The sequence below is a fragment of the Brevibacterium yomogidense genome, assembly GCF_016107685.1.
Classification (GTDB): domain Bacteria; phylum Actinomycetota; class Actinomycetes; order Actinomycetales; family Brevibacteriaceae; genus Brevibacterium; species Brevibacterium yomogidense.
This window is the reverse complement of the sequence record NZ_JABASY010000002.1, coordinates 788,131-811,517: the sequence shown is the minus strand read 5'-3', so window position 1 is coordinate 811,517 and position 23,387 is coordinate 788,131. Positions and strand designations below refer to the sequence as shown.

The following is a 23,387-nucleotide window of genomic DNA, read 5'->3' as shown; positions in this document are numbered from 1 at the left end:
GGGAGCAGGGCCGCACTCATGAGCGCTCAGCTGAGCTGGCCCGTCTTCCAGTCCTCGAAGAACTCGGGGTTCTCCTCAGCCCAGTCGGCGACGGCAGCGGCGTGGTCCTCTCCGTCGTACTTCTGGGACATGAGTGTCTGCAGCTCTCCGAAGTCCTCCTCGGAGAACACGAAGTTCTCGAGCACCTGCGCGACCTGTGGGTTCGAGTCGGAGAATCCGTCCTGCGCGAACATGAAGAACTGATCTGCTTCGCCGAACGCACCTTCCGTGTCCTCGAGCTCGCGGAGATCGTAGACGTTCCAGGCCCAGTGGGGGTACCACATGGTCACAGCGACGTTCTTGTCCGTCCCTTCGGCGCCGTCCACTTCGGCAAGCATCGCCGGGGTCGAGGATTCGACGAGCTGCCAGTCGTCGAGGCCGTACGCCGGCATCACGTCGTTCTCCGTCGCGCGCATGAGCCCCGCGCCGGCCTCGATGCCGACGATCCGGTTCCCGTACTCGTCGCCCATGTCTGCGAGGTCCTCGATCGTCTGAGCGGGGGAGTCCGCGTTCACCGCGATGGCGTTGCGGGCGTCCTCGTACCAGCATCCGAGTGATTCGTAGTCGTCGCCGTACTGCTCCAGGTAGTCGGCATGAGTCCGCGGCAGCATCGAACTGGCAAGCCAGTCGACGTCTCCGTTGGCGGCGGCGGTGAATCCCGGAGCCGCCTCGAACGATTCGACGGTCACGCTGTACCCCATGTCCTCGAGCACGTGCTTCGCCATGTAGGCGGATCCCTGGGTGTCGTCCCAGCCGTTGAATGCGGCGACGGTGAGCTCCGTCTTCTCGTCGGCCTCCATCGCCGTGGCGTCGGCGAGCCCGTCGGTCACCACGCAGTCTGCGTAGTCGGACGCTGCGTCGTCCGCGGTGCTGTCGTCGCTGTCTGTGTCCGCACCCGTCGAGCCGCATGCACTCAGCAGCAGGACGGCTGCGCCAGCGGCTCCCAGGAAGCCGCGCTTCCCTCGTGTCGTGAACATCGTTCCTCCAGGGTCTCTTCGGAGGGCGATTCGGCGCGCGTCTCGATGGCTGCCGATCGCCCGTGATCGATCGTGCCGGCGCGGTGCTGCCGGCTGCAGATGTCCGGCGCTGCGCAGGTACCCGCACAGCGTACAGTGATCACAGATCACATAAAAGTGTGGAAGTGCGCCTGCTGTGGGACCGGTCCACGATGAGAGCGCTCAGTCCGTCGGTGTGAAGGGTGTCACCAGTGTGAATGCTGCGTTCTGTGCGTCGATGAAGCGTCCCACGCGGCCGTGATGCGAGTCGTGCGGCGGTGCGAGCACATCGCCGCCCAGCTCTCGGACACGGTCGACGAGTCCGTCGACGTCATCGACGTGGACGTGTGCTTCCCAGTGCGCCGGGACGGCGACCTGGGAGGCGTCGAGGATTCCGCCGATCCGGCTGTCGTCGCGATCGATGGCCCAGTAGCGCTGATCCTCCCCGTCCGTGAGTGAGGGGAGCACCCATTCGAACACGGACGTGTAGAAATCGCGCACGCGGGGATCCGTGGTGAAGAGCTCCGCCCAGTGGACGGCGCCTGCTGTGCCGAAGGACTGCATCGCACGATCGTCGTCGTACTCGAGCACTCCGAACGCCGTTCCGGCCGGGTCCGCCGCCAGCGCCACTCCGGCATTCCCGTCGAACTCCGGGATGGCCATGAGGGCCTGGCCTCCGGCATCGTCGAGCGCTGCCAGGTGTGCGGAGAGGTCTTCGACACGGAAGTACACGGACCAGAACGCCGGTCCCTGCTGACCGGGGGGCTGCTCGCTGACTCCGGCGACGCGACGGTCGTTCGCGTGGGCGGCTGCACCCAGTCCCAGCGGACCCGTCCCGTCGAACCGCCACCCCAGCAGTCCTGCGTAGAACGTCTGCGCGGCGACGGGATCCGGTGAGCTGAGCTCGAACCAGCAGGGCGCGCCGAAGGGGGGATCGTACGGTGTGGGTGCCACGGTGACTCCTGGCGTCGGGATCGGCGGCGCGCGGCTGTGCCCCGGCGGCCTCGGAACCCTGCCAGTCTAGGGGGCCGCGTCGCCGAACACAGCGGTGAGAGCCGTCACGACCGCCTCAGCGATGTGCTCCTGACCCTGCCGCGACTCCAGCAGCTCGGCGTCTTCTGCGTTGCGCATCTCCCCGGCTTCGAGCATGACAGCGGGGACAGCGGCGTTGTTGAGGGTCGCGAGGTCGGTGCGGACCACGAGGTCGTCGTACGCGGGGTTCCGGTCGAAGCCCGTCGCCTCGAGTGCCTCGGCCAGGGCCCGGCCCAGTGCCTCCGACGTCCGCGCCGTGTCGTCGCCGGCGCGCCCTCCCGCCGGTGCGGTGATGACGTGGAAGCCGCGGGCGGAGCGGTCCTCGGTCCCGTTCCCGTGCAGGCTCACCAGGGCGTCCGCCGCGTCCGCGAAACGGCCGCGCTCGTCGACGCAGGGGCCCGCGCTGTCGTCGGAGGAGCGGCTCATGACGACCTCGGCTCCTGCATCGGACAGTGCCGTCTGGACCTCCTGCGCCGTCTCCCACGTGAACCGGTGCTCGGGATAGCCATCGTCCGACGAGGTGCCCACCGTGTTGCAGGCCTTCGTCCCTCCTCGTCCGTCCGGTACGTCCGCGCTGATCGTGTCGGGATGCGCGCCGTTGCCACCGTTGTGGCCCGGGTCGATCGCGACGGTGAGGCCGGACAGGGGTGGCGCTGAGATCTCCTCCGGCGAGGCGGCCGGGCTCGAGGTCGCGGTCGGGCTGCCGTCGGCACTGTCGCCGGGCTGGTCCGCGACCCGCTCTGCCGACGTCGACGTGACCACTGGGCCTTCGGGTGTGCCGCCGGTGCACCCTGCGAGAGCACATGACAGCAGCAGCCCGACCAGCGCACAGGTGAGGCGGGGGCGGGCCGAGGGAGTGCCTCGGCGGCGGAGGCGAGGGTCCGGGATCACGTGGTGGCGCACGCTCCGAAGTATGCCGCATCCCACGCACCCGGGGACGCGCCAGCATCGCCCGGTCCACAGCCCGGCCGCCCCGTCGCACTAGAATGAAGCGTCGGATTCGCAGGCGAAGGGAGTGTCGGTGGCACGCAGCGCGAAGAGGGACACGGACGAGAGCTACGATGCGCGGCATCTGTCCGTGCTGTCCGGACTCGAAGCGGTCCGCAAGCGTCCCGGCATGTACATCGGGACGACGGACACGCGCGGCCTCATGCACTGCCTGTGGGAGATCATCGACAACTCGGTGGACGAAGCGCTGGGCGGCCACGGCACGACGATCGAGATCGTCCTGTCGCCGGACGGATCGGTGACGGTCGCGGACTCCGGTCGCGGCATCCCCGTCGACATCGAACCGCGCACAGGACTCAGCGGCGTCGAGGTCGTCATGACGAAGCTGCACGCCGGCGGCAAATTCGGGGGCGGCTCCTACGCCGCGGCGGGCGGCCTGCACGGGGTCGGTGCCTCCGTCGTCAACGCGCTGTCCGCGCGCCTCGACGTCGAGGTGACGCGCGGATCGAAAGTGCATCGGATGTCCTTCCGACGGGGCGAGCCAGGGCGGTTCGACGATTCGTCCGGCACCGTTTCGCCGGAAAACCCCTTCACACCCTTCACAGAACCCACCCCCCTGGACGTCGTGGGGAAGGCCAAGCGGGGTGCCACCGGAACACGCGTGCGCTACTGGTCCGATCCGCAGATCTTCCTCCCCGGCGCAGAGTTCCAGTATTCGGAGCTCGCGGACCGTGCGCGACAGACGGCCTTCCTCATCCCGGGACTGGGCATCACCATCACGGACGAGCGCGGAGTCGTCCGTGACGAGAACGGCGAAGTCGTCGAGTCCCGCACGGAGGAATTCCGCTACGAAGGCGGTATCTCCGAGTTCGTCGAGCATCTGGCGGTCGACCCGGTCGTGACGGATGTCTGGCGGCTGGCGGGGGACGCCACGTTCACGGAGACGGTCCCCGTCCTCGACGCGTCCGGACGCATGGTGTCCCAGGACGTGACCCGTGACGTGGGCGTCGACATCGCGCTGCGATGGGGGACCGGCTTCGAGACGAAGCTGAAGAGCTTCGTCAACATCATCGCGACGCCCAAGGGCGGGACTCATGTCGCAGGCTTCGAGCAGGCGCTGCTGAAGACGGTCCGGAAGGCCGTCGAAGCGAACGCCCGCAAGCTCAAGGTCGGCAAGGACAAGCTGGAGAAGGACGATGTGCTGGCGGGCCTCACCGCCGTGGTGACCGTGCGACTGGCCGAACCGCAGTTCGAAGGGCAGACGAAGGAAGTCCTCGGCACGGCCGCCGTGCGGCGGATCGTCGGCCAGACCGTCGAGAAGGAGCTCACCGCACAGCTCGAGTCTTCGGCACGGCAGACGAAGGCGCAGGCCGGACAGCTGCTGGAGAAGGTCGTCTCGGAGATGAAGGCGCGGATCTCCGCTCGGACACACCGGGAGAATCAGCGGCGGAAGACCGCGCTGGAATCCTCGTCGCTGCCGGCGAAGCTCTACGACTGCCGTGTGAGCGACCACGAGGACACCGAACTGTTCATCGTCGAGGGCGACTCCGCGATGGGGACGGCCAAAGCCGCACGGGACTCGGAGAACCAGGCACTCTTCCCCATCCGGGGCAAGATCCTCAACGTGCAGAAGGCGTCCGTCGCGGACATGCTCGCGAACACCGAGTGCGCCGCGCTCATCCAGGTCGTGGGTGCAGGCACTGGGCGCAGCTTCGACGTCTCACAGGCTCGCTACGGCAAGGTCATCATCATGACCGACGCGGACGTCGACGGAGCCCACATCCGCACTCTGCTCCTCACCCTCTTCTTCCGCTACATGCGACCGCTGGTCGAGGCGGGACGCGTCTTCGCCGCGGTGCCGCCGCTGCACCGCATCGAGGTGGTCACGGGACGCGGAAAGCCCAACGAGGTGGTCTACACCTATTCGGAAGCGGAGCTCACGGCGCTCCTGGCGAAGCTCGCCAAGCAGAAGAAGACGTACAAGGAGCCGATCCAGCGCTACAAGGGCCTGGGCGAGATGGATGCCGATCAGCTCGCTGAGACGACCATGGACCCGAGCCTGCGCAGCCTTCGGCGCGTGACCATGGCGGACGCGGAAGCGGCGGAGAAGACGTTCGCACTGCTCATGGGGTCCGAAGTCGCGCCGCGCAAGGAATTCATCGTCGCAGGTGCTGCGGAACTCGATGCGGAGAGGATCGACGCCTGACCTGACCATCCCCGGCAGGGGGCCGGTCAGCCGATGACGCCGAGCGCGCCCCCGCGCGACTGACAGCCGGCTGCGGGGAAGGGCCGGTCAGCTGTAGACGATAGTGCCGACGAGGATGAGTGGCGGGACGGCGACGAGGCACACCGCGTAGACGGACGCACGGATGCGCGGCCGGCGGGTGTCCGAGGTGACGGGACGCGACAGGCGGGCGATGCGCACCTCCGTGAGGCCCTCGTCGTAGTCCTTCGACGCCTCGGCCTGTTTCGCCGACACCTTCTGCAGGGCGCGTGCGAACGCGGCGTCGGAGACGGTTCCCCGTGCCGCGTCGTCTGCCATGATCTCGATCGCGGCGCTCACGGACTCCAGGGCGGTCCTGGTCGCCGGCAGGAACGGGAGCATGCGGTGCCAGGACGCGAAGGGGAGGGTGAGGAGGTCGTGCCTCAGCCGCAGGTGCACACGCTCGTGGGCGAGGACAGCCTCCCGCTCCTCGTCCTCCAGCAGCATGAGGAGCCCGGTGGAGATCACGGTGGTGCCGAACCCGCCAGCGACGGAGTACGCGAGTGCGTGCTCCGTGTCGATCACGCGGGTCTCGGGCCTACCGCCCCGCGACTGAGACACGAGGGCGAGGACGTCGCGGTGCTTCGCCCGCAGCAGCCGCGCTTCCCGCGCTTCCCACGCGAGCGCTCCCAGCAGCAGGGCGAGGAGTCCCACTCCCACGATGAGCGGAGGCCAGCGCCACCAGTCGAGAGCGACGCTGAGACTGACGCCCGGCACGCTGACGAGCGGGGCGAGCGCGAAGGCGATGCAGGCGGAGATCACCGAGAACCCGCCCGCGAGGCCGATCGCCTGCCAGAGGATCACGGCGGCGACGGGGTCGCCTTCGCGGCGCGTGCGATGCTGTGCTGCGGCGACGGCGACAGGGATCGGCCACGCGAGGACGATCGCGAGCGCGACGAGTGCGAAGCCGACGACGGTCATGGGGTGTGCGGCGCGTTCGTCAGTCCGGCGAAGGAGTGCGCATCAGCCGCGGGGGCCGTTCGCACAGGCGCTCAGCCGACTTCGGTGCGGCGCGGCGGGTCGACGGGGCGCAGGGGTTCGGAGTGGCGCAGTCGGCTGTCGAGCACTCCGCGCAGGAACGCGGTGTCCGAGAGGGAGACGGTGCCCAGGAACCGGGCGAGCACAGCACGCCGGTCGCCCGCCTGGTCGAGCACTTCCGCGAGCAGATCGGAGACGTGCTCCTCCTTGGTCGATGCGGCGCTGTAGAGGTGGGGGCGCGTGGTGCGGTCCCGCACGACGTAGTGCTTCTTCTCGAGGCGGGTGAGGACCGTGTGCACGGTGGTGAGCGCGAGTCCGCGGGCGGAGAGGACGTCTCGGAGTGCGGCGGCGGTGAGTCCTCCGCGCTGCGACCACAGAGCGTCCATCACATCACGCTCGAGTTCTCCGAGGTTCTCCACCGGTTCTCCTTCACTGCTGTCCATCCAGGCATGAGCGCACGTGGAACGAGGCCATGCGCAGGGTTCAAATCTATCACGGCGAGGTGTGTGGAGCCGGACCAGCGCGGCGTCATGTCCACCTCGCGTCCGCAGTGTGAGACGAAAGTGTGCGCGGGGTGCTGGGGGTTCGAGCGTCGAGCGCGGAGCGCGTATTCTACGAGCTGTAGAACATGGAGTGCTTCCCCTGGAGGGGCAGCTCAGCCGCATTGAGGGAGGTCTCGTGGAGCTCGATCCGGTGCTCATCGCACGCTGGCAGTTCGGCATCACAACCGTGTACCACTTCTGGATGGTCCCGCTCACGCTCGGACTGGGGCTCCTCGTCGCCGTGCTGCAGACGATGTGGCACCGCACGGGGAACGACGTGTGGCTGAGGGCCACCAAGTTCTGGGGGAAGCTGTACCTCATCAACTTCATCATGGGGGTCGCGACCGGCCTGGTGCAGGAGTTCCAGTTCGGCATGGCGTGGAGCGAGTACTCCCGTTTCGTGGGCGACGTGTTCGGCGCCCCTCTCGCGATGGAGGCGCTGCTCGCCTTCTTCCTCGAGTCGACGTTCATCGGACTGTGGATCTTCGGGTGGGGCCGGCTGAGCCGTCGCGTCCACCTCGCGGTGCTCTGGTGCGCCGTCATCGGCTCGTGGATCTCCGCGTACTTCATCATCGTCGCGAACTCGTGGATGCAGCACCCCGTGGGTGTCGAGCTGATCGACGGCCGCCCGGTGATGACCGATGTCTGGGCGGTGCTCACGAACAACACGGCACTCGCCGCGACGAGTCACACGATCGCCGGAGCAGTCTCCGTCGGAGCGGCCTTCCTGCTGGGGATCTCCTGGCACCATCTCTGGCGGAGGCGCGTCGACGAGATCGACACGGTCGACGACTCCGGTCGGGTCGTGGTCGGTTCCGCCCCGGACATCCCCGGCCGGGACGAGACCGACTACACCGTGTGGTGGAAGTCGCTGCGGATCGGGGCGTGGGTCGCCGTCTTCTCCTTCGCCGCGGTCGCGCTCACGGGTGACATCCAGGCGAAGCTCATGTACGAGCAGCAGCCCATGAAGATGGCATCCGCCGAGGCCGCGTGCCACGACGGGACTCAGTTCTCCGTCCTCACAGTCGGGAATCTCGATTCGAACGACTGCGACGACGTCACCCCGGTCATCGAGATCCCCGGAGTCCTCTCCTTCCTCGCGAAGGGCGACTTCGAGACGGACGTGCCGGGGGTGAACTCGCTCATCCCGGAATACGAGGAGGCGTACGGCACCCACATGCCGGACGACTCGATGTACGGGAAGTATGCGGGTCAGGAGATCGACTACCAGCCGTCGATGTTCGTCACCTACTGGGGCTTCCGCCTCATGATCGGGTTCGGCGCCCTCGCCGCGGCGGCCGCGGTCTTCGCCCTCATCGTCACCCGGAAGGGCACGGTGCCCCGGTCGAGGTTCCTCTCCCGCCTGGCCCTGTGGGGGATCGCCGCACCCTTCATCGCGAACTCCGCCGGCTGGATCTTCACGGAGATGGGCCGCCAGCCGTTCGTCGTCGCGCCGAACCCGGACCACACGGGGATCGACGGGGTGTTCCTGTACACCGCGGCGGCGGTGTCCCCGACGGTCGGGCCGGTCGCCCTGCTGACCTCGCTCATCGCACTCACCCTGGTGTACGGCGTGCTCATGGTGTTCGAGCTCAAGCTCATCGTGCAGTACGCGCGGGGCGGTGTCGTGTCGGCGATGCCGGAACTCGCAGACGACACCCGCCATTCGACCCGTGCGACGGCGGACGGTGACGAGGACGACGTCCTCTCGTTCGCGTACTGACACCTGGATCTGGAGACTCAAGGAGACGACATGGCTGAAGCGCTTCCCGTGATCTGGTTCGTGCTCATCGCGGTCCTGTGGCTGGGGTACCTCTTCCTGGAGGGGTTCGACCTGGGGGTCGGTGTCCTCATGAAGACATTCGCCCGGGATGAGAGGGAGCGACGGCTCCTCCTCAACACGATCGGTCCGGTGTGGGACGGCAACGAGGTGTGGCTCATCACCGCCGCCGGAGCGATGTTCGCCGCGTTCCCGCTGTGGTATGCGAGTCTCTTCTCCGCGCTCTACCTGCCGCTGACCCTCACGCTGCTCGCGCTCATCTTCCGGGCCGTGTCGATCGAGTACCGCGGGAAGAGGGGGTATTCGCAGCGGTGGGTCGACGGGTGGACGTGGTGCCTGTCCGGCGGGTCGCTCGTCGCGGCGTTCTGCGTGGGCGCGATGCTGGCGCTCACGACGACGGGGCTGCCGCTCAACGCGAACGGCGACAACGTGGGCGGTGCCTTCTCCTGGCTCACGTTCCCCGCTCTCCTGGGTGGGCTGGGAGCCGTCGGGTTCTCCGTCCTCCACGGGCTCCTCTTCCTCACCCTCAAGACGGACGGCGAGGTGAGGGTGCGTGCGCATGCCCTGGCGACCCGCTGGGCCCCGCTGTTCCTCCTGCCGCTGATCGGCTGGGTGGTCTACGTCCAGGTGCAGTCGGATGGCGGGGTCCTCGGCTGGTCGCTCGTGGGCGTGTCCCTCCTCGCCGCGGCGTACTCGTGGGTGCGCCTGCGGGCGGGCGGGGAGAAGTCCGCTTTCCTCGGTCAGTCCGTCTTCCTGGCCGCCGGGGTGGCCGCGATCTTCACCACGGTCTTCCCGGTCGTTCTGCCGTCGACCCTCGACCCGGCGTTCGATCTCACGATCCACACCGCGTCGTCGTCGGGCTACACGCTGGGTGTCATGTTCGCGGTGGCGGCGGTGGGGGTCCCCACAGTGCTCGGCTATCAGATCTGGAGCTACTCCGTGTTCGCGAAGCGCCTGACCGTCGAGCACATCCCGCCCGCACACACCGTGCCGGTCGCGATCCGCGGCCACGCCTCACTCACTCCCTGAGCTCCCGCTACCCGAGAGGACGCACCTCCGCATGACGTCGACCGCAGCCTCCGCCGCAGTCCCACGCGTCGAGGGATCCCCCGAGGCCCCCGTGCCCGAGGCTCCTGCCGGTTCCGGCCCGCCGGTCGCCGGGTCGTCCACCACCGGGGAATCCGCCGCCGAGGCGCCGACCGGGGCACGCTCGCCGCTGCGCCTGGCGCTCGACTCTCCGTCGGGGAGGTTCGGCCTCTGGGCTGCCGGCGTCGTCGCGGCGGTGCAGGCCGCCGGCCTGGTCCTCATCGCCGATGCGATCGCACGGGGGGTCGTGCGTGCGATGGAGGGTGGCTCGCTGCGCGGTCCGCTCGTCATCGGCGTCATCGGCGTCCTCTGCCAGGCCATGGGTGCGTGGGCGGGGAAGGCGGCGGGAGCGATGAGCTCTGCGGGTGCGAAGACCGGTCTGCGCCGCCGTTTCATCGCCCGGGTGTTCGCCGGCACCGGGCGGGATGTGCGGGGGACTGACGGGGCCCTCGCGCTGCTGGCCACACGGTCGCTCGACGAGATCGACGACTACTTCACGGCGGTCGTCCCCGCGCTCACGGCGAGTGCGGTCGTGCCGCTGGTGGTCGGGGCGCGCATCCTGTGGGCGGACTGGGTGAGCGCGCTCATCATCGTCCTCACCCTGCCGCTCGTGCCGGTCTTCATGATCCTCATCGGCCGGTACACGGCAGAGCGGGTCGACGATGCGACGCGGTCGCTCGACCGACTGTCCGGTCACCTCGTCGAGCTCGCGCGCGGTGTCCCGGTGCTCGTGGGGCTGGGGCGCCTGCCCGCTCAGACCCGCGCTCTGCGCGACGTGTCCACGACGTACCGGGACACGACGATGACGACCCTGCGGGTGGCCTTCCTCTCCGCGCTGGCACTCGAGCTCATCGCGACGCTGTCGGTCGCGGTGGTCGCGGTGTTCGTGGGCGTGCGCCTCGTCTACGGGCACATGGGCCTCGAAGAGGGCCTCCTGGCGCTCGTCCTCGCCCCCGAGTGCTACCTGCCGCTGCGACGACTGGGGGCGGCCTTCCACTCGACCGAGAACGGTCTGGCCGCCTACGACCGGGTGCGACGGATCATCGACGAACCGGTGGCGCCGACCCTGGCGGCCCCAGCCTGGGGAGCTGCCGCGACGGAACCCGCGGGTGCAGAGTTCGAGCCGCGACCGAGGCCGGGGGCCCGGGTCGACGGTCTCACCGTCCGCTACGCCGGACGTCCGACGCCGGTCCTCGAGCGAGTGCACGCGGACTTGGGCGACGGCGGACTCACGGCGGTGACCGGGACCTCGGGCGCGGGGAAGAGCACTCTGCTCGCGGCACTCGCGGGACTGCTGCGCGCCGAGCACGGCACGGAGGTGACGGGGACGATCGAGGTCCCTCCACGCATCGCCTTCGCGCCGCAGCGACCGCGCACCCTGGCCCGCACCGTCGGAGAGGAGATCGCACTGCGGCTGCCGGACGAGCTGCGGGAAGCCCCGATCGACGCGCCCGCCCGCAGCGCCGCTGTCGACGCATGTCTGCGCTTCGCGTGCCTGCCCGTGGACCCCGGAATGCACTGCGCCGCACTGAGTCCGGGACAGCAGCGGAGGCTGTCGCTCGCCCGCGCCCGCGCGTCCGTCATGGGGGGATCGGGCCTCGTGCTGCTCGACGAACCCACCGCTCACCTCGATGACGCGGTCGCGGCGCGGATCCGGAGCGCGATCGTCGACCTGAGCGCCCATGTCCCCGTCATCGCCGCGACGCATGATGCGAGGCTCGTCGCCTGCGCGAGCCATCACGCGCAGGTGAAGGACGGGCACGTGGACGTGGCACCGGGCTCCCTTCCCCTCGAGGACGAGGCGCCCGCGGAGAGCCCGGCCTCGGAGGACCGTGCCGAGCGCGAGCACGCCCCACTCGACGCACCGGCGGTCTCCGCCGCACCGGGGACGCTGCAGCTGTTCGCGCGACTCGTGCGCGCGATCGACCCGCTCACCCCGAAGTTCCTGCTCTCCGTGCTCTTCGGAGTGCTGTCGACCGCGGCCGGTGCGGCGCTCACCGGCCTGTCCGCCTGGCTGATCGTGCGCGCGTCCGCGCAGCCGCCCATCATGTACCTGCTCGTCGCGATCGTGGGAGTGCGCTTCTTCGGGCTCTCGCGGTCCGTCTTCGCGTACGCACAGCGCCTGTGGCTCCATGACGCGGTCCTCGACGCACTCACCTCGCTGCGGGTCCGTCTGTGGGAGGGACTGGCCCGCCGGGGAACGGCGGACCGTCGGGTCTCTCGCGGAAGCGGCGCCCTGCAGTCCCTCATCGCCGACGTCGACGACATCCGCGATCTCGTCCCCCGGGTCGTCCTCCCGCCCCTCGTCGCTGTGCTCGTGAGTGCCGCAGCCATCGGCACGCTCTTCCTCGTGCACCCCGTGGCCGGATGGATGCTTCTCGCCGGGATCCTCTGTGCGCTGCTCCCGGCGTCCGCCGTCGCGCTGCTCGCCGACCGCCGCGCCACAGCCGCCCGCATAGGCGCACGCGCTGCTGTGCTGTCCGGCATCGTCGGGCTCCTGTCAGCGCGGGACGACCTCGTCCCGGACCGCACATGGACGGCGCCGGCGGAGCAGCTGGCGGCCGACGACGCGCGCGCCACCGCCGACGAACGACGTGCACTGCGGGCCACGGGGGCCGGGGAAGCGTGCGTCACCGCCGCGACGACGGCGAGTGCACTGTGCATCCTCGCACTGCTCGGTCCTCTCGTGGGGGCCGGCGGACTCTCCGCGGAACTGCTCGCCGTGGCGGTGCTGCTGCCGCTCGGCCTCACCGACGCACTCCTCGATTCCCTGTCCGCCGTGCAGAAGTGGCCCGCACTCAGGCGTGTCCTCTCCGGCATCGACGACCTCGACCCGCCCGACGCGGACCCCGTTCTGGCGTCGCCCCACGAGGGAGCGTCCAGTGCGGAAACGGCGACTCGTCCCGATGGGCTCGCCGCGCCGCGAGACACGGTCCGCTCCCTCAGTGTCGAGGACCTCTCCCTCCGATGGCCCGGCACCAGCCGACCCGTTGTGAGCGGACTCACCGCGGACTTCCCCGTCCCCGGCACGACCGTCGTCACGGGGCCAACGGGTTCCGGCAAGACGACCCTCGTGAGCGCCCTGCTGCGCTTCCTCGAACCCGACAGGGGCCGCATCCTCGTGAACGGTCACGACGCACACGGCCTCACACCCGCGGACCTCGCGGGGTGCATCGCATGGTGCCCTCAGGAGGCGCACGTCTTCGATTCGACGCTGCGGGGGAACCTCCTCATCAGCCGACCCCGCGACGAGGCACCGGACGATGACGAGCTCATCGCCGCCCTCACGAGCGCCGGACTGGGCGGACTCGTCGCGGACATCGGACTCGATGCGCGCGTGGGTGCGGCGGGGGAGAAGCTCTCAGGCGGACAGAGGCAGCGCCTGGCGGTCGCGCGCACACTGCTCGTCGGCGCAGACGTCGTCATCCTCGACGAACCCACCGCACATCTCGATCAGCCGACGGCGCAGGCACTCATCGACGACCTCGGCGATGTGCTCGCCGACGTGGGCACGATCCTCGTGACGCACGACGCGGCGCTCGTGCGCGGCGCTCATCGGACCGAGGAGGGCGCCGACCGTCTGCGGGTCAGTCCTTGCCGCGACCGCCGAACATGATCTCGTCCCAACTGGGGACGGAGGCACGGCCCCGCCTGCGCTTCGTGTGCGGTTCCCCCTCGGCAGCCTCGTCGGGCTGGGCAGCCGTGTCGGGGAGGGAGCCGCCAGCCGGAGTCGGCAGGTCAGCGGGGAGGTTGTGCGGCGCGTCGACGCTCACGTCGAAGCCTCCGGTCGCCGGTGCCGAAGGGCCGTCCGCACTCTGCCACCCGTCGAGGGCCGGGTCGTCGAGCAGGGACGGGTGGTCCTCACCCGGGCCGGTTCCCTGATCCTCGTTGTCCGGGGCCTCGGGCGGTTCCGTCGCGGTGGATGGTGTGGGGGCCCCGGGCTCGGGAACGTCGAACTGCGGGGTCCCTATCGGCTCCGTGTGCTGGTCCGGATGGTTGCGCGACGATCCCTCCGCGTGCGCGCCGTCGTCAGCCGGGAGCGCGACGATGCCGCCGTCCTGCGCCTCCTGCGGATGGCTCGGCGCGGAGTGCGCGCCGTCGATCGTCCGGTCGTCGGCATCCCCGACGAGCCGCAGACCGCCGGACCCGAACGGCTGGGGGGCCGGATCGGAGGATCCTCCGGAGGAAGGAGGGCCGGACGTCGGCTCCACCGATTCGCCCCGGTCTGCGGATCCGAGGGGTTCGTCGTCGGAGAGCGAGGGCGCCACGCCGCGGCGGCGACGCAGACTCTCGAGGATGCGCCCCGTCTCCGTCTGATGGTCACGTGACGGTGCGGAACGCGCGGACGCGGTCGGAAGCGGATCCGCGGCACGGCGGCGACGCTCCGCACCCGAACCGAAGTCGGGGATCGGCCCCGAATCAGTGGGGCCCGTGTCGGACAGCCACCGGGCCTCGTCGTCCTGTGCGACCACGGACCCTCGAGCGTACGACCAGCCGGCGCTGCGACGACGGGAGCCCGCCACGAAGGTGAGCTCCACGAACCAGGTGCCGTCCTGGCGCTTCCACGCGTCCCACTCCATCGTCTCCGGGTCGACCTCGCGCAGTTCGAGCCGCTGGAGGGCGAGGGCGGCGAGCGGAGTCGGAGCGCCCGCATCCGTATCGGGGTAGACGAGGACGCGACCGGCCTGCTGCGCGATGTGGCGGCGTTCCGACAGGACGGGCCGCTCGTAGAGCTCGATGTGCTCGACGTCCTCCCCGGTCTCCGCGGCGACGTCCTCCGCGGAGAGACCCGAACGGATGAGGGCCTGGATGTCGCGAGGCCTGAGGGACTCGCCTCGAGGCGCTTCCGAAGCGTGGGCGCGGCGAGCACGGCGGACGGCGCCTATGACTGCGTCGTCCACAGGCAGCCGATGCTCCGCGCCCGTTGGGTCGACCAGGACGAGTGCCTCTTCGTCCTCCGTCAGACCGCGCAGGGTCAACTGGCTCATCGTGAGTTCCTCCTCGCACGTGACGACTGACTCCGATCGTGTCACGGTCGGACGCGCGAGACGTGGACTTCGGGCCGCGAGTCGCCGGAATCGGCCCACGGTGTGAGACTGGAGCGCCCGTGTCGGGGGACCGGATGGTCCGGTCTGCGTGAACGGATACGCTTGACGACGTGAATGACAGAAACCTTGCGCCCTTCGACGCAGTCGTCCTCATGTCCTTCGGCGGTCCCGAGAAGGACGAGGACGTGCTCCCCTTCCTCCAGAACGTGACCGCAGGACGCGGCATACCGGACGAGCGGCTCGTCGAAGTGGGCGAGCACTACTACGGGTTCGGCGGGAAGTCGCCCATCAACGACCAGAATCGAGCGCTGCTCGCGGCGCTCACGGAGGAACTGGAGGTGCGAGGACTGGACATCCCGCTCGTCTGGGGGAACCGCAACTGGGACCCCTACCTCACGGACGTCGCACGCGAGCTCGCGCGGGACACGGGCACCGCTCGGCTGCTCGCGATCGACACGTCCGCGTACTCGAGCTACTCCTCGTGCCGTCAGTACCGTGAGGACTTCGGCGCGACCGCCCTGGCGCTGAAGGACGAAGGGATGCGGGTCGAGTTCGACAAGATCCGCCAGTACTACAACCACCCCGGCTTCGCTCAGGCAGAGCTGGCGTGCGTGCGGGAAGGACTGGATCGGCTCGAAGCAGCGACCGGAGGCCTCGATCCCGAGCGCCAGCGCATTCTGTACGTCACCCATTCCATCCCGGACTCGATGGAGAAGGCCTCCCAGCTGCGGACCGTCGGGTACGAGGCGCAGCACCGGCTCCTCATCGACTGGCTGACGGAGGAGCTGGGGGACCGGGCGGTCCTGCCGTCGGAGCTCGTCTTCTGCTCGCGATCCGGCGCCCCCCACATCCCGTGGTCCGAACCCGACGTGAACGATCGGATGGAAGAACTCGCGGCAGACGGCGTGACGGGCGTCATGCTCGTGCCCATCGGCTTCGTGTCCGACCACATGGAGGTCAAGTTCGACCTCGACACGGAAGCGGCGGAGACCGCTGGGAAGCTGGGCATGGACTTCGTCCGTGCAGGCACCGTGGGCACACGACCACAGTTCGTCGCGGGACTCATCGACTTGCTGGAGGAGCGCGCCGCACAAGCGCGGGGCGAGGAAGTCGACGCCCCCTCCGTCACCTCTGAGGAACCGCTCGTGCCCACGAGCGGGGCATGTGCGATCGACTGCTGCCTGGGCTCGGTGGACAGGCCGACGCAACCCATCTGGACGGCCTGAGGAGTACTGCCCTGGCCGTCTGAGGGCCAGCGCCGTCCGAGCGACTGAGAGCTGAAGGTCCTGTTCGTCTGGGTCGCGGCACGGACGGAGGAGGAGAGCGCCGACGGAAGCGTCCGCCGGCGCTCTCCTCGTGTCACTGCTTCCCTCGTGTCACTGCTTCCACGGCGTTCAGCGGTCGTGGTCGTCAGGAGCCGGGATGATCGGGATCGCCCCCGTTTCCACCGCGAGCACGGCCTCCATCTCCGTCGTGTCCACATCGCTGCGGCCGGCGATGTCGATGAGCGTCTCGAGGTGACCCAGAAGCGCTTCCTCTTCGTGCTGATCCTGTGCGTCGCGTGCTGCGGCGAGCCTCTGCCTGAGTTCGACGATGCGCTCGTCGAGTGCGGCCTGGAAACTGCTCATGACTCCTCCTTCCCGTGCGGCCCCGAGGAGTGTCGCAGCCGCACCGCTGGCCCCTGCGAAAACGCCGTGCGCGGGGACTGTTCCGCCGTGATCCTCCCACGTGACCCTTGGTGCTTCCTGGTGATGCGACGCACAAGTCGAGAATCAGTCGTGAATCACACCGAATTCTTCGAGAAAGGTCTTGCGCGGTGGGGGGTGTCCGTGCAGAATGCAGGGGACACAGCGGGCGGTGCCCTCCAGCACCCCCCGCGCAGCCCCCATTTCCCGGAGTGTGATCACGCCAGATGGCAACCGACTACGATGCGCCGAAGAAGCAGGACGAGGAAGTCAGCAGCGATTCCATCGAAGAGCTGAAGGCGCAGCGCAACCAGCAGATGGCGAGCCGCGTTGACGTGGACGAGGACGAAGCCGTCGCGGCCGAAGGGTTCGAACTCCCGGGTGCGGACCTCTCGAACGAAGAGCTGTCCGTCCGCGTCCTGCCGAAGCAGAACGACGAATTCACCTGCATGGAATGCTTCCTCGTCCGTCACCGCTCGCAGCTCGCGGATGCGGACGCGATGATCTGCACCGACTGCATGGGCTGACCCGCACAGGGCTGATCCGCACCGCATTCCGGGACAGGGCTTACTGCTTCACACTCCTGCAGCGCACGGCACACGCCACAGCATCAGAAGAGGAGGAGAGACCGCACAGGCGGCCTCTCCTCCTCTTCTATGTGTCCAGTGCTGTCGGAGCTGGGTCAGGAGGCGGACGGCGACGCCGACGAGGACAGTGCGGAGACGAGGGCGTCAGGGCGCCGGGTGGACACGAGCCAGTACGGCGTCGGGTCCGCGGGATCGTCGATCTCCACACGGACGACGGTCTTCACCCATGGTCGCAGCACCAGGTGCGCGCGCGCGTCCAAGAGGTGGCCGCGCTGTGCGAACGACTGCTCCGCGTCATGCCCGGTCGCCCCTGCGATGAAGGTGCGGTCGATGTGTGCGCGGCCGGCGACGAACGTCTGGTCCGTCACCACGATGGGCGTGGACAGCGAGCGCATCCAGGCGATGACAGCCGCGCCCACGACGAGCGGGACGACCACTGCGCCCACCTGTGTGAGGGGGAGTGCGAGGAGGGACGTCATCGCAGAGAGGAACAGTACCGTGATCCACCATCCGACACTGGGGGAGAGCCGTTCGCTGTACAGGGTGGACGAGGATGCGGGTGATGCGGTGGCCATACGCCCATCTTCCCACACGGCTGGGAGTGCCCTGGCGCTGTGTAGAGTGGCGCCGTGACCCACGGAAGCGCAGACGACAGCAGACGACCGGACGTCCGTGTGCAGGCCCTCGTGCCGCATGCGGTGGTACCCGCGTACGCCCACGAGGACGATGCGGGGGCGGACCTGTGCGCCGCCGAGCACGTCGTGCTCGAGCCCTTCGCACGGGAGCTTGTGCCGACCGGCCTGGCGATCGCCCTGCCGGAGGGCCACGCGGGCTTCATCCACCCGCGCTCGGGACTGTCGTCGAAGCACGGGGTCACCGTCGTGAACGCTCCTGGGACCATCGATGCCGGCTATCGGGGAGAGGTCAAAGTCCCCCTCGTCAACCTGGATCCGCACAGTGCCTACACGATCAGGCGGGGCGACCGCATCGCACAGCTCGTCGTGCAGCAGGTCGCGCACGCGCGCTTCACCGCGGTCGCACAGCTCGATGACACCGTCCGCGGCACGGGCGGCTTCGGGTCGACCGGCGGATTCGACGGAGCCTCGTGACTGCAGGGCGCGTGTGCGCCCGCCGCGGCCGTTCGCGACACGCCCCGCGGCACTAGACTCGTGGGAGCACAGCCCGAAGGAAGGATCCATGGGACTTTTCGACCGATTCAAGAAGGCACGACCCGAGAGCAGTGCCCCCCGCGCGGACGAGCCGAGCGGCGACGAGGAGTCGACCTCCGTCGACGCGGCGGTTGCGTCGGCGAGCGGTGCCGACGAAGCCGCTGGTGCCGCGGACGCGGACGATCTGGACGTCCACCCGAAGGAAGCGCCCCGTGATCGCGCGGAGAAGGGGCCCTTCGACGTCGACGAGGAGGCTCCTCAGACGCACCGGCTCGACCTCGGTGCACTGTCTGTTCCTGTCATCGACGGCATGCAGATCCGCCTCGAGACCGAGGACAAGACCGACCGCGTCCTCGCGGTGACGATGGTCCACGACAAGGGCGGGATGCAGCTCCAGGTCTTCGCGGCACCACGCGGCGAAGGCATCTGGAAGGCCGTCCGGGACGAGATCGCGGACGGGGTGCGCCGCCGGCGGGGCAAGGCGGACGAACTCTATACGGACCTCGGGAACGAACTCGTCACGCAGGTCCCCGTGCGGGCGAAGGACGGTCGGACGGGCGTCCGTGTGACACGCTTCGCGGGCGTCGACGGCCCGCGCTGGTTCCTGAGGGCGGTGTTCTCCGGTTCCGCGGTGACGGACAAGGAGACCCGCAACGCGCTCGTCGGGCTGCTCCGAGGCGCCGTCGTCGACCGGGGTACGGAGGCGAGGCCGCCCCGAGAGCTCATCCCCCTCACTCCGCCCACGGTGAAGGAGCAGACGTCGGACGGAGCGGCGGAGGCCGCCACCGCGACACGCTCAGACGACCTCGACCCGTTCGAGCGCGGTCCGGAGATCGCTGAAGTCCGCTGATGCACGAGGGGCAGGAGGGCACCATTGACGCCGCATGACCGAGTGAGGCTCGAGATCCTCCGGCCCGCCGCAGGCGGCGAATCCCTCGCCCACTACGACGGCCGCACGGTCTTCGTCGCCGGTGCGATCCCGGGGGAGACCGTCGACGCAGAGATCACGGGCGAGTCGCGGAGGGTCCTGCGCGCCGAGACGGTGCACGTGCACGAACCCTCCCCGCACAGGGTCCCCGACCGCCGCCTCATGCTGGGCGTCCCCGGTGCCGGCGGTTTCGAGTTCGCACACGTCGAGCTCGCGCACTCCCGCACACTCAAGGAGCAGGCGGCCCGTGACCAGCTCACCCGGATCGGCGGGATCGACACGGATGATGTCGGGTTCCGCGTCGTCCCCGCCCCGACGGACGCGGCAGGCGGCGAGGGTGCCGGCATCCGCTGGCGGACACGTGTGCAGTGCGCCGTGGACGACGCCGGTCGGCTCGGCATGCTGGCGCCTGGCAGCCACACCGTCATCCCCTTCGAGCGGAGCGCGATCCCCCTCGCCGTCGACGAACTGAACGCGCTCGGCCTCGCGGACCTGGAGGTCCCCGGTGCCACGAGGGTCGAACTGGCAGTGGGCCACGGAGCGGGAGCACTCGTGCTGCGCGGCCGCGCAGCCTCCGACCATGCGGAGGCGCTCGTAGGGCGCTCACGGGAATGGGCGGGAGACTGGAGTGTGCTCGTCGAGGCCGCCGAGTCCGGAACCGGCCCGCGGGGCGATGACTCTGCGCGGCCTCGGCGGGGTCCCGCGCGGGGCGGTCGCCGGAGTGGACCGCGCCGTCGCGCTGCTGACAGGGGCGCCCGCAACCGCGGCGGGTCGTCGGCGGGGCCGCTCGCGCTGGCCGCCGGCAGCGGCCTCGTGAGAGAGCGCGTCCCAGGCATCGACCGCGACCTGCATGTGCGCGGGCAGGGCTTCTGGCAGGTCCACCGCGACGCCGCAGGTGTGCTCGTGGACGGGGTCCGACGGGCGGTCGGCGAGCCGGGCCGCGGCCTCGTCCTCGACCTCTACAGCGGGGCGGGCCTGCTGGGCATCGCGCTGGCCGAACAGGGCCACCGAGTTGCCGGCATCGAAGGCTCCGCGGAAGCCGTCGCCGACGCCCGCGAGAACGCAGCGGGACTGGACGCGCGGTTCGAAGCGGGACGGGTCGAGCGCGCGGCTCTCGTGCCCGACGCCCGGGTGGCGGTCCTCGACCCGCCGCGCAGCGGTGCAGGGCCCGCCGTCGTAGACGCACTCCTTGCCTCCTCCGTCGAGCGGATCGTCCACGTCTCCTGCGACGGCGCGACTCTCGCGCGCGATCTGCGGAGGCTCATCGACGGAGGCTTCAGCGTGTCGACCATCGTTGCGCACGATCTCTTCCCCGTGACCGGACACCTGGAGCTCCTCGCCGTCCTCGACCGCTGAACCTTCGATTCCGGCACGCCCGGCGGAACCCGGAATGGCCGGGGGCAGTGCAACGCGATAGAATGTATCTTGACATCAAGATACTTTACGGAACATCCGGCTTGCCTAATTCGGTCGGCGCGTGTTCTGCGAGTGTCGCGAGCTGCTGAAGAGGAGAAACACGTTGAGCAACGTCGACAGTTTCACGTCCAAGAGCACGCTTGAGGTCAACGGCAAGGACTACGAGATCTACCGCCTCGATGCGGTGGAAGGCTCGGAGAAGCTCCCGTTCAGCCTCAAGGTGCTCCTCGAGAACCTCCTGCGGACGGAGGACGGTGCGAACATCACGGCCGACCACATCCGCACACTGGCCTCGTGGGATCCGTCGGCTGAGCCCAGCCACGAGATCCAGTTCACCCCCGCACGCGTGGTCATGCAGGACTTCACCGGCGTCCCCTGCATCGTGGACCTCGCAACGATGCGCGAAGCGGTGAAGGAGCTCGGCGGCGACGCGGACAAGGTGAACCCGCTCGCACCGGCCGAACTCGTCATCGACCACTCGGTGCAGATCGATTCGTTCGGCAATGCGAACGCGATCGAGCGCAACATGGACATCGAGTACCAGCGCAACGGTGAGCGCTACCAGTTCCTCCGCTGGGGCCAGACCGCGTTCGACGACTTCAAGGTCGTGCCCCCGGGCATGGGCATCGTCCACCAGGTCAACATCGAGTACCTCGCGCGTGTCGTCATGCCGCGTGAGGTCGACGGCGTCCTCCGCGCCTACCCGGACACGCTCGTGGGCACCGACTCCCACACGACGATGGTCAACGGCCTGGGAGTGCTGGGCTGGGGCGTGGGCGGCATCGAGGCGGAAGCCGCGATGCTCGGCCAGCCCGTCTCCATGCTCATCCCGCGCGTCGTGGGCTTCAAGCTCACCGGCGAGATCCCTCCCGCTGTGACCGCGACGGACGTGGTCCTCACGATCACGGACATGCTCCGCCAGCACGGTGTCGTCGGGAAGTTCGTCGAGTTCTACGGCAAGGGCGTCTCCGCAGTGCCGCTCGCGAACCGCGCCACGATCGGCAACATGAGCCCCGAATTCGGTTCGACGGCCGCCATGTTCCCGATCGACGAGGTGACGGTCGACTACCTGCGCCTCACCGGTCGCTCCGAAGAGCAGATCGCGCTCGTCGAGAAGTACGCGAAGGAACAGGGCCTCTGGCACGATCCGGATGCGGACATCGAGTTCTCGGAGTACCTCGAGCTCGACCTGTCGACGGTCGTCCCGTCGATCTCCGGCCCGAAGCGTCCTCAGGACCGCATCGAGCTCACGGATGCGAAGTCACAGTTCCAGAAGGACATCCACAACTACGCGCAGCCGGGTGAGGAGAACAGGTCCGCTCCGGTCACCATGCCGGACGGACGCGAGTTCGAACTGACCCACGGTGACGTCGCCATCGCGTCGATCACGTCGTGCACGAACACCTCGAACCCCTCCGTCATGATGGCGGCGGGACTCGTGGCGCGGAAGGCGCGTGCGAAGGGCCTTGACAGCAAGCCCTGGGTCAAGACCTCGATCGCCCCCGGCTCGAAGGTCGTCACCGAGTACTACGAGAAGGCCGGCCTGATCCCCGACCTCGAAGCACTCAACTTCTACATCGTCGGCTACGGCTGCACGACCTGCATCGGCAACTCGGGCCCGCTCGAGGAAGAGATCTCGAAGTCCATCCAGGACAACGACCTCTCGGTGAGCGCCGTCCTGTCCGGCAACCGCAACTTCGAGGGTCGCATCAGCCCCGACGTGAAGATGAACTACCTGGCCTCGCCCCCGCTCGTCATCGCATACGCGCTGGCCGGCACGATGGACTTCGACTTCGAAGCCCAGCCGCTGGGGCAGGACACCGACGGCAACGACGTCTACCTCAAGGACATCTGGCCGACGCCCGAAGAGGTCGAGGAGCTCATCGAGTCCTCGATCAACACAGGCATGTTCACGTCCGAGTACGGGACGATCTTCGAGGGTGACGACCGCTGGAAGCAGCTGGACACGCCGTCGGGCAACGTCTTCGAGTGGGACGAGAAGTCGACCTACGTGCGGAAGCCCCCCTACTTCGACGGGATGACGCTCGAGACGACGCCCGTGTCGGATGTCACGGGTGCGCGGGTGCTCGCCAAGCTGGGCGATTCGGTCACGACCGACCACATCTCCCCGGCGGGCTCGTTCAAGGCCGACACGCCGGCCGGCCGGTACCTCGTGGAGAACGGTGTCGAGCGCAAGGACTTCAACTCCTACGGCTCGCGCCGCGGCAACCACGAAGTGATGATCCGCGGCACGTTCGCGAACATCCGTCTGCAGAACCAGCTGCTGGACGGTGTCCAGGGTGGCTTCACGCGTGACTTCACCCAGGACGGCGGCCCGCAGACCACGATCTACGACGCGTCGCAGAACTACCAGGCAGCGGATATCCCGCTGGTGATCCTGGGCGGCAAGGAGTACGGCTCCGGCTCGTCGCGTGACTGGGCTGCGAAGGGCACCAAGCTGCTGGGTGTCTCCGCGGTCATCGCGGAGAGCTTCGAGCGCATCCACCGCTCGAACCTCATCGGCATGGGGGTCCTGCCGATGCAGTTCCCTGCGGGAGAGAACGCGGAGTCCCTGGGCCTCGACGGCACGGAGACCTTCGACATCGCCGGTGTGACCGCGCTGAACGAGGGCACGACGCCCTCGACGCTGCGCGTGACGGCGACGAAGGACGACGGTTCGAAGGTCGAATTCGACGCGGTCCTCCGCATCGACACCCCGGGTGAGGCGGACTACTACCGCAACGGAGGAATCCTCCAGTACGTGCTCCGTCAGCTCGCCACAGCGTGACCTGAACCGATCCGGGTGCCACCGCGCCCGGACCGGACGGTCCGCCGCAGAGCGGGACCCTGCACGGAACGAAGCCCCCACCGATCAGATCGGTGGGGGCTTC

General features: G+C 69.1%; 18 protein-coding genes. 10 read left to right on the top strand and 8 right to left on the bottom strand.

The genetic code is table 11. The annotated features are described in order from the left end of the window. Positions 1-26: 26 nt before the first annotated feature. From JFC09_RS08020 to JFC09_RS08010, 3 genes are all read right to left on the bottom strand, one after another. Positions 27-1,016 carry a glycine betaine ABC transporter substrate-binding protein gene (locus tag JFC09_RS08020; RefSeq protein WP_198393435.1) on the bottom strand — a complete coding sequence of 330 codons (990 nt, stop codon included), beginning with the start codon at positions 1,014-1,016 and terminating at the stop codon, positions 27-29. A gap of 201 nt (positions 1,017-1,217) precedes the next feature. Then, complete coding sequence (locus JFC09_RS16880) at positions 1,218-1,988, bottom strand: VOC family protein (protein ID WP_198393434.1); 771 nt, start codon at positions 1,986-1,988, stop codon at positions 1,218-1,220. Between the two features lie 66 nt (positions 1,989-2,054). Continuing rightward, positions 2,055-2,969, bottom strand: a complete 915-nt coding sequence (locus JFC09_RS08010; protein WP_332839697.1) for an N-acetylmuramoyl-L-alanine amidase — start codon at positions 2,967-2,969, stop codon at positions 2,055-2,057. Between the two features lie 118 nt (positions 2,970-3,087). On the opposite strand from JFC09_RS08010, the gene JFC09_RS08005 reads away from it, so the two are divergent. Continuing rightward, entirely contained in the window at positions 3,088-5,220 is a 2,133-nt protein-coding gene (locus JFC09_RS08005) for a DNA gyrase/topoisomerase IV subunit B (RefSeq protein ID WP_198393433.1), read from the top strand. A gap of 87 nt (positions 5,221-5,307) precedes the next feature. Here the strand turns inward: JFC09_RS08005 and JFC09_RS08000 are convergent, their stop codons facing one another. Continuing rightward, positions 5,308-6,198, bottom strand: a complete 891-nt coding sequence (locus JFC09_RS08000) for a M56 family metallopeptidase (protein ID WP_198393432.1) — start codon at positions 6,196-6,198, stop codon at positions 5,308-5,310. A 71-nt stretch (positions 6,199-6,269) separates the two neighbouring features. After that, positions 6,270-6,674: a BlaI/MecI/CopY family transcriptional regulator gene (locus tag JFC09_RS07995; RefSeq protein WP_198393431.1), complete on the bottom strand. Its 405-nt coding sequence runs from the start codon at positions 6,672-6,674 to the stop codon at positions 6,270-6,272. A gap of 259 nt (positions 6,675-6,933) precedes the next feature. Here JFC09_RS07995 and JFC09_RS07990 point away from each other — a divergent pair, with 259 nt between their 5' ends. From JFC09_RS07990 to cydC, 3 genes are read left to right on the top strand one after another with little or no spacing between them, the layout of a single operon-like run. Further along, on the top strand, positions 6,934-8,520 hold the full coding sequence (locus JFC09_RS07990; RefSeq protein WP_198393430.1) for a cytochrome ubiquinol oxidase subunit I: 1,587 nt from the start codon (positions 6,934-6,936) through the stop codon (positions 8,518-8,520). Between the two features lie 30 nt (positions 8,521-8,550). Then, positions 8,551-9,606, top strand: a complete 1,056-nt coding sequence (gene cydB, locus JFC09_RS07985; RefSeq protein ID WP_198393429.1) for a cytochrome d ubiquinol oxidase subunit II — start codon at positions 8,551-8,553, stop codon at positions 9,604-9,606. A 31-nt stretch (positions 9,607-9,637) separates the two neighbouring features. After that, entirely contained in the window at positions 9,638-13,279 is a 3,642-nt protein-coding gene (cydC, locus tag JFC09_RS07980) for a thiol reductant ABC exporter subunit CydC (protein ID WP_198393428.1), read from the top strand. Here the strand turns inward: cydC and sepH are convergent. Continuing rightward, positions 13,251-14,651, bottom strand: coding sequence for a septation protein SepH (gene sepH, locus JFC09_RS07975; protein ID WP_198393427.1), 1,401 nt, complete (start codon positions 14,649-14,651; stop codon positions 13,251-13,253). The genes cydC and sepH overlap by 29 nt on opposite strands. Before the next feature lie 170 nt (positions 14,652-14,821). Between sepH and JFC09_RS07970 the strand changes: the two genes are divergently transcribed. After that, positions 14,822-15,937 carry a ferrochelatase gene (locus JFC09_RS07970; protein WP_198393426.1) on the top strand — a complete coding sequence of 372 codons (1,116 nt, stop codon included), beginning with the start codon at positions 14,822-14,824 and terminating at the stop codon, positions 15,935-15,937. A 168-nt stretch (positions 15,938-16,105) separates the two neighbouring features. Here JFC09_RS07970 and JFC09_RS07965 read toward each other — a convergent pair whose 3' ends face one another. Continuing rightward, positions 16,106-16,339, bottom strand: a complete 234-nt coding sequence (locus tag JFC09_RS07965; protein WP_198393425.1) for a hypothetical protein — start codon at positions 16,337-16,339, stop codon at positions 16,106-16,108. Between the two features lie 284 nt (positions 16,340-16,623). Here JFC09_RS07965 and JFC09_RS07960 point away from each other — a divergent pair, with 284 nt between their 5' ends. After that, positions 16,624-16,923, top strand: a complete 300-nt coding sequence (locus JFC09_RS07960) for a DUF4193 domain-containing protein (RefSeq protein WP_019159748.1) — start codon at positions 16,624-16,626, stop codon at positions 16,921-16,923. A 155-nt stretch (positions 16,924-17,078) separates the two neighbouring features. Here the strand turns inward: JFC09_RS07960 and JFC09_RS07955 are convergent, their stop codons facing one another. Further along, positions 17,079-17,558, bottom strand: a complete 480-nt coding sequence (locus tag JFC09_RS07955; RefSeq protein WP_198393424.1) for a DUF3093 domain-containing protein — start codon at positions 17,556-17,558, stop codon at positions 17,079-17,081. Between the two features lie 54 nt (positions 17,559-17,612). Here JFC09_RS07955 and dut point away from each other — a divergent pair, with 54 nt between their 5' ends. The 4 genes from dut (at position 17,613) to acnA (ending at position 23,284) form a co-directional block, all read left to right on the top strand. Further along, positions 17,613-18,092, top strand: coding sequence for a dUTP diphosphatase (gene dut / locus JFC09_RS07950; RefSeq protein WP_198393423.1), 480 nt, complete (start codon positions 17,613-17,615; stop codon positions 18,090-18,092). Between the two features lie 88 nt (positions 18,093-18,180). Then, entirely contained in the window at positions 18,181-19,002 is an 822-nt protein-coding gene (locus JFC09_RS07945; RefSeq protein ID WP_198393422.1) for a DUF3710 domain-containing protein, read from the top strand. 24 nt (positions 19,003-19,026) lie between these two features. Then, complete coding sequence (locus JFC09_RS07940) at positions 19,027-20,436, top strand: class I SAM-dependent RNA methyltransferase (RefSeq protein ID WP_198393421.1); 1,410 nt, start codon at positions 19,027-19,029, stop codon at positions 20,434-20,436. A gap of 163 nt (positions 20,437-20,599) precedes the next feature. Then, on the top strand, positions 20,600-23,284 hold the full coding sequence (gene acnA / locus JFC09_RS07935; protein WP_198393420.1) for an aconitate hydratase AcnA: 2,685 nt from the start codon (positions 20,600-20,602) through the stop codon (positions 23,282-23,284). Positions 23,285-23,387 lie beyond the last annotated feature (103 nt).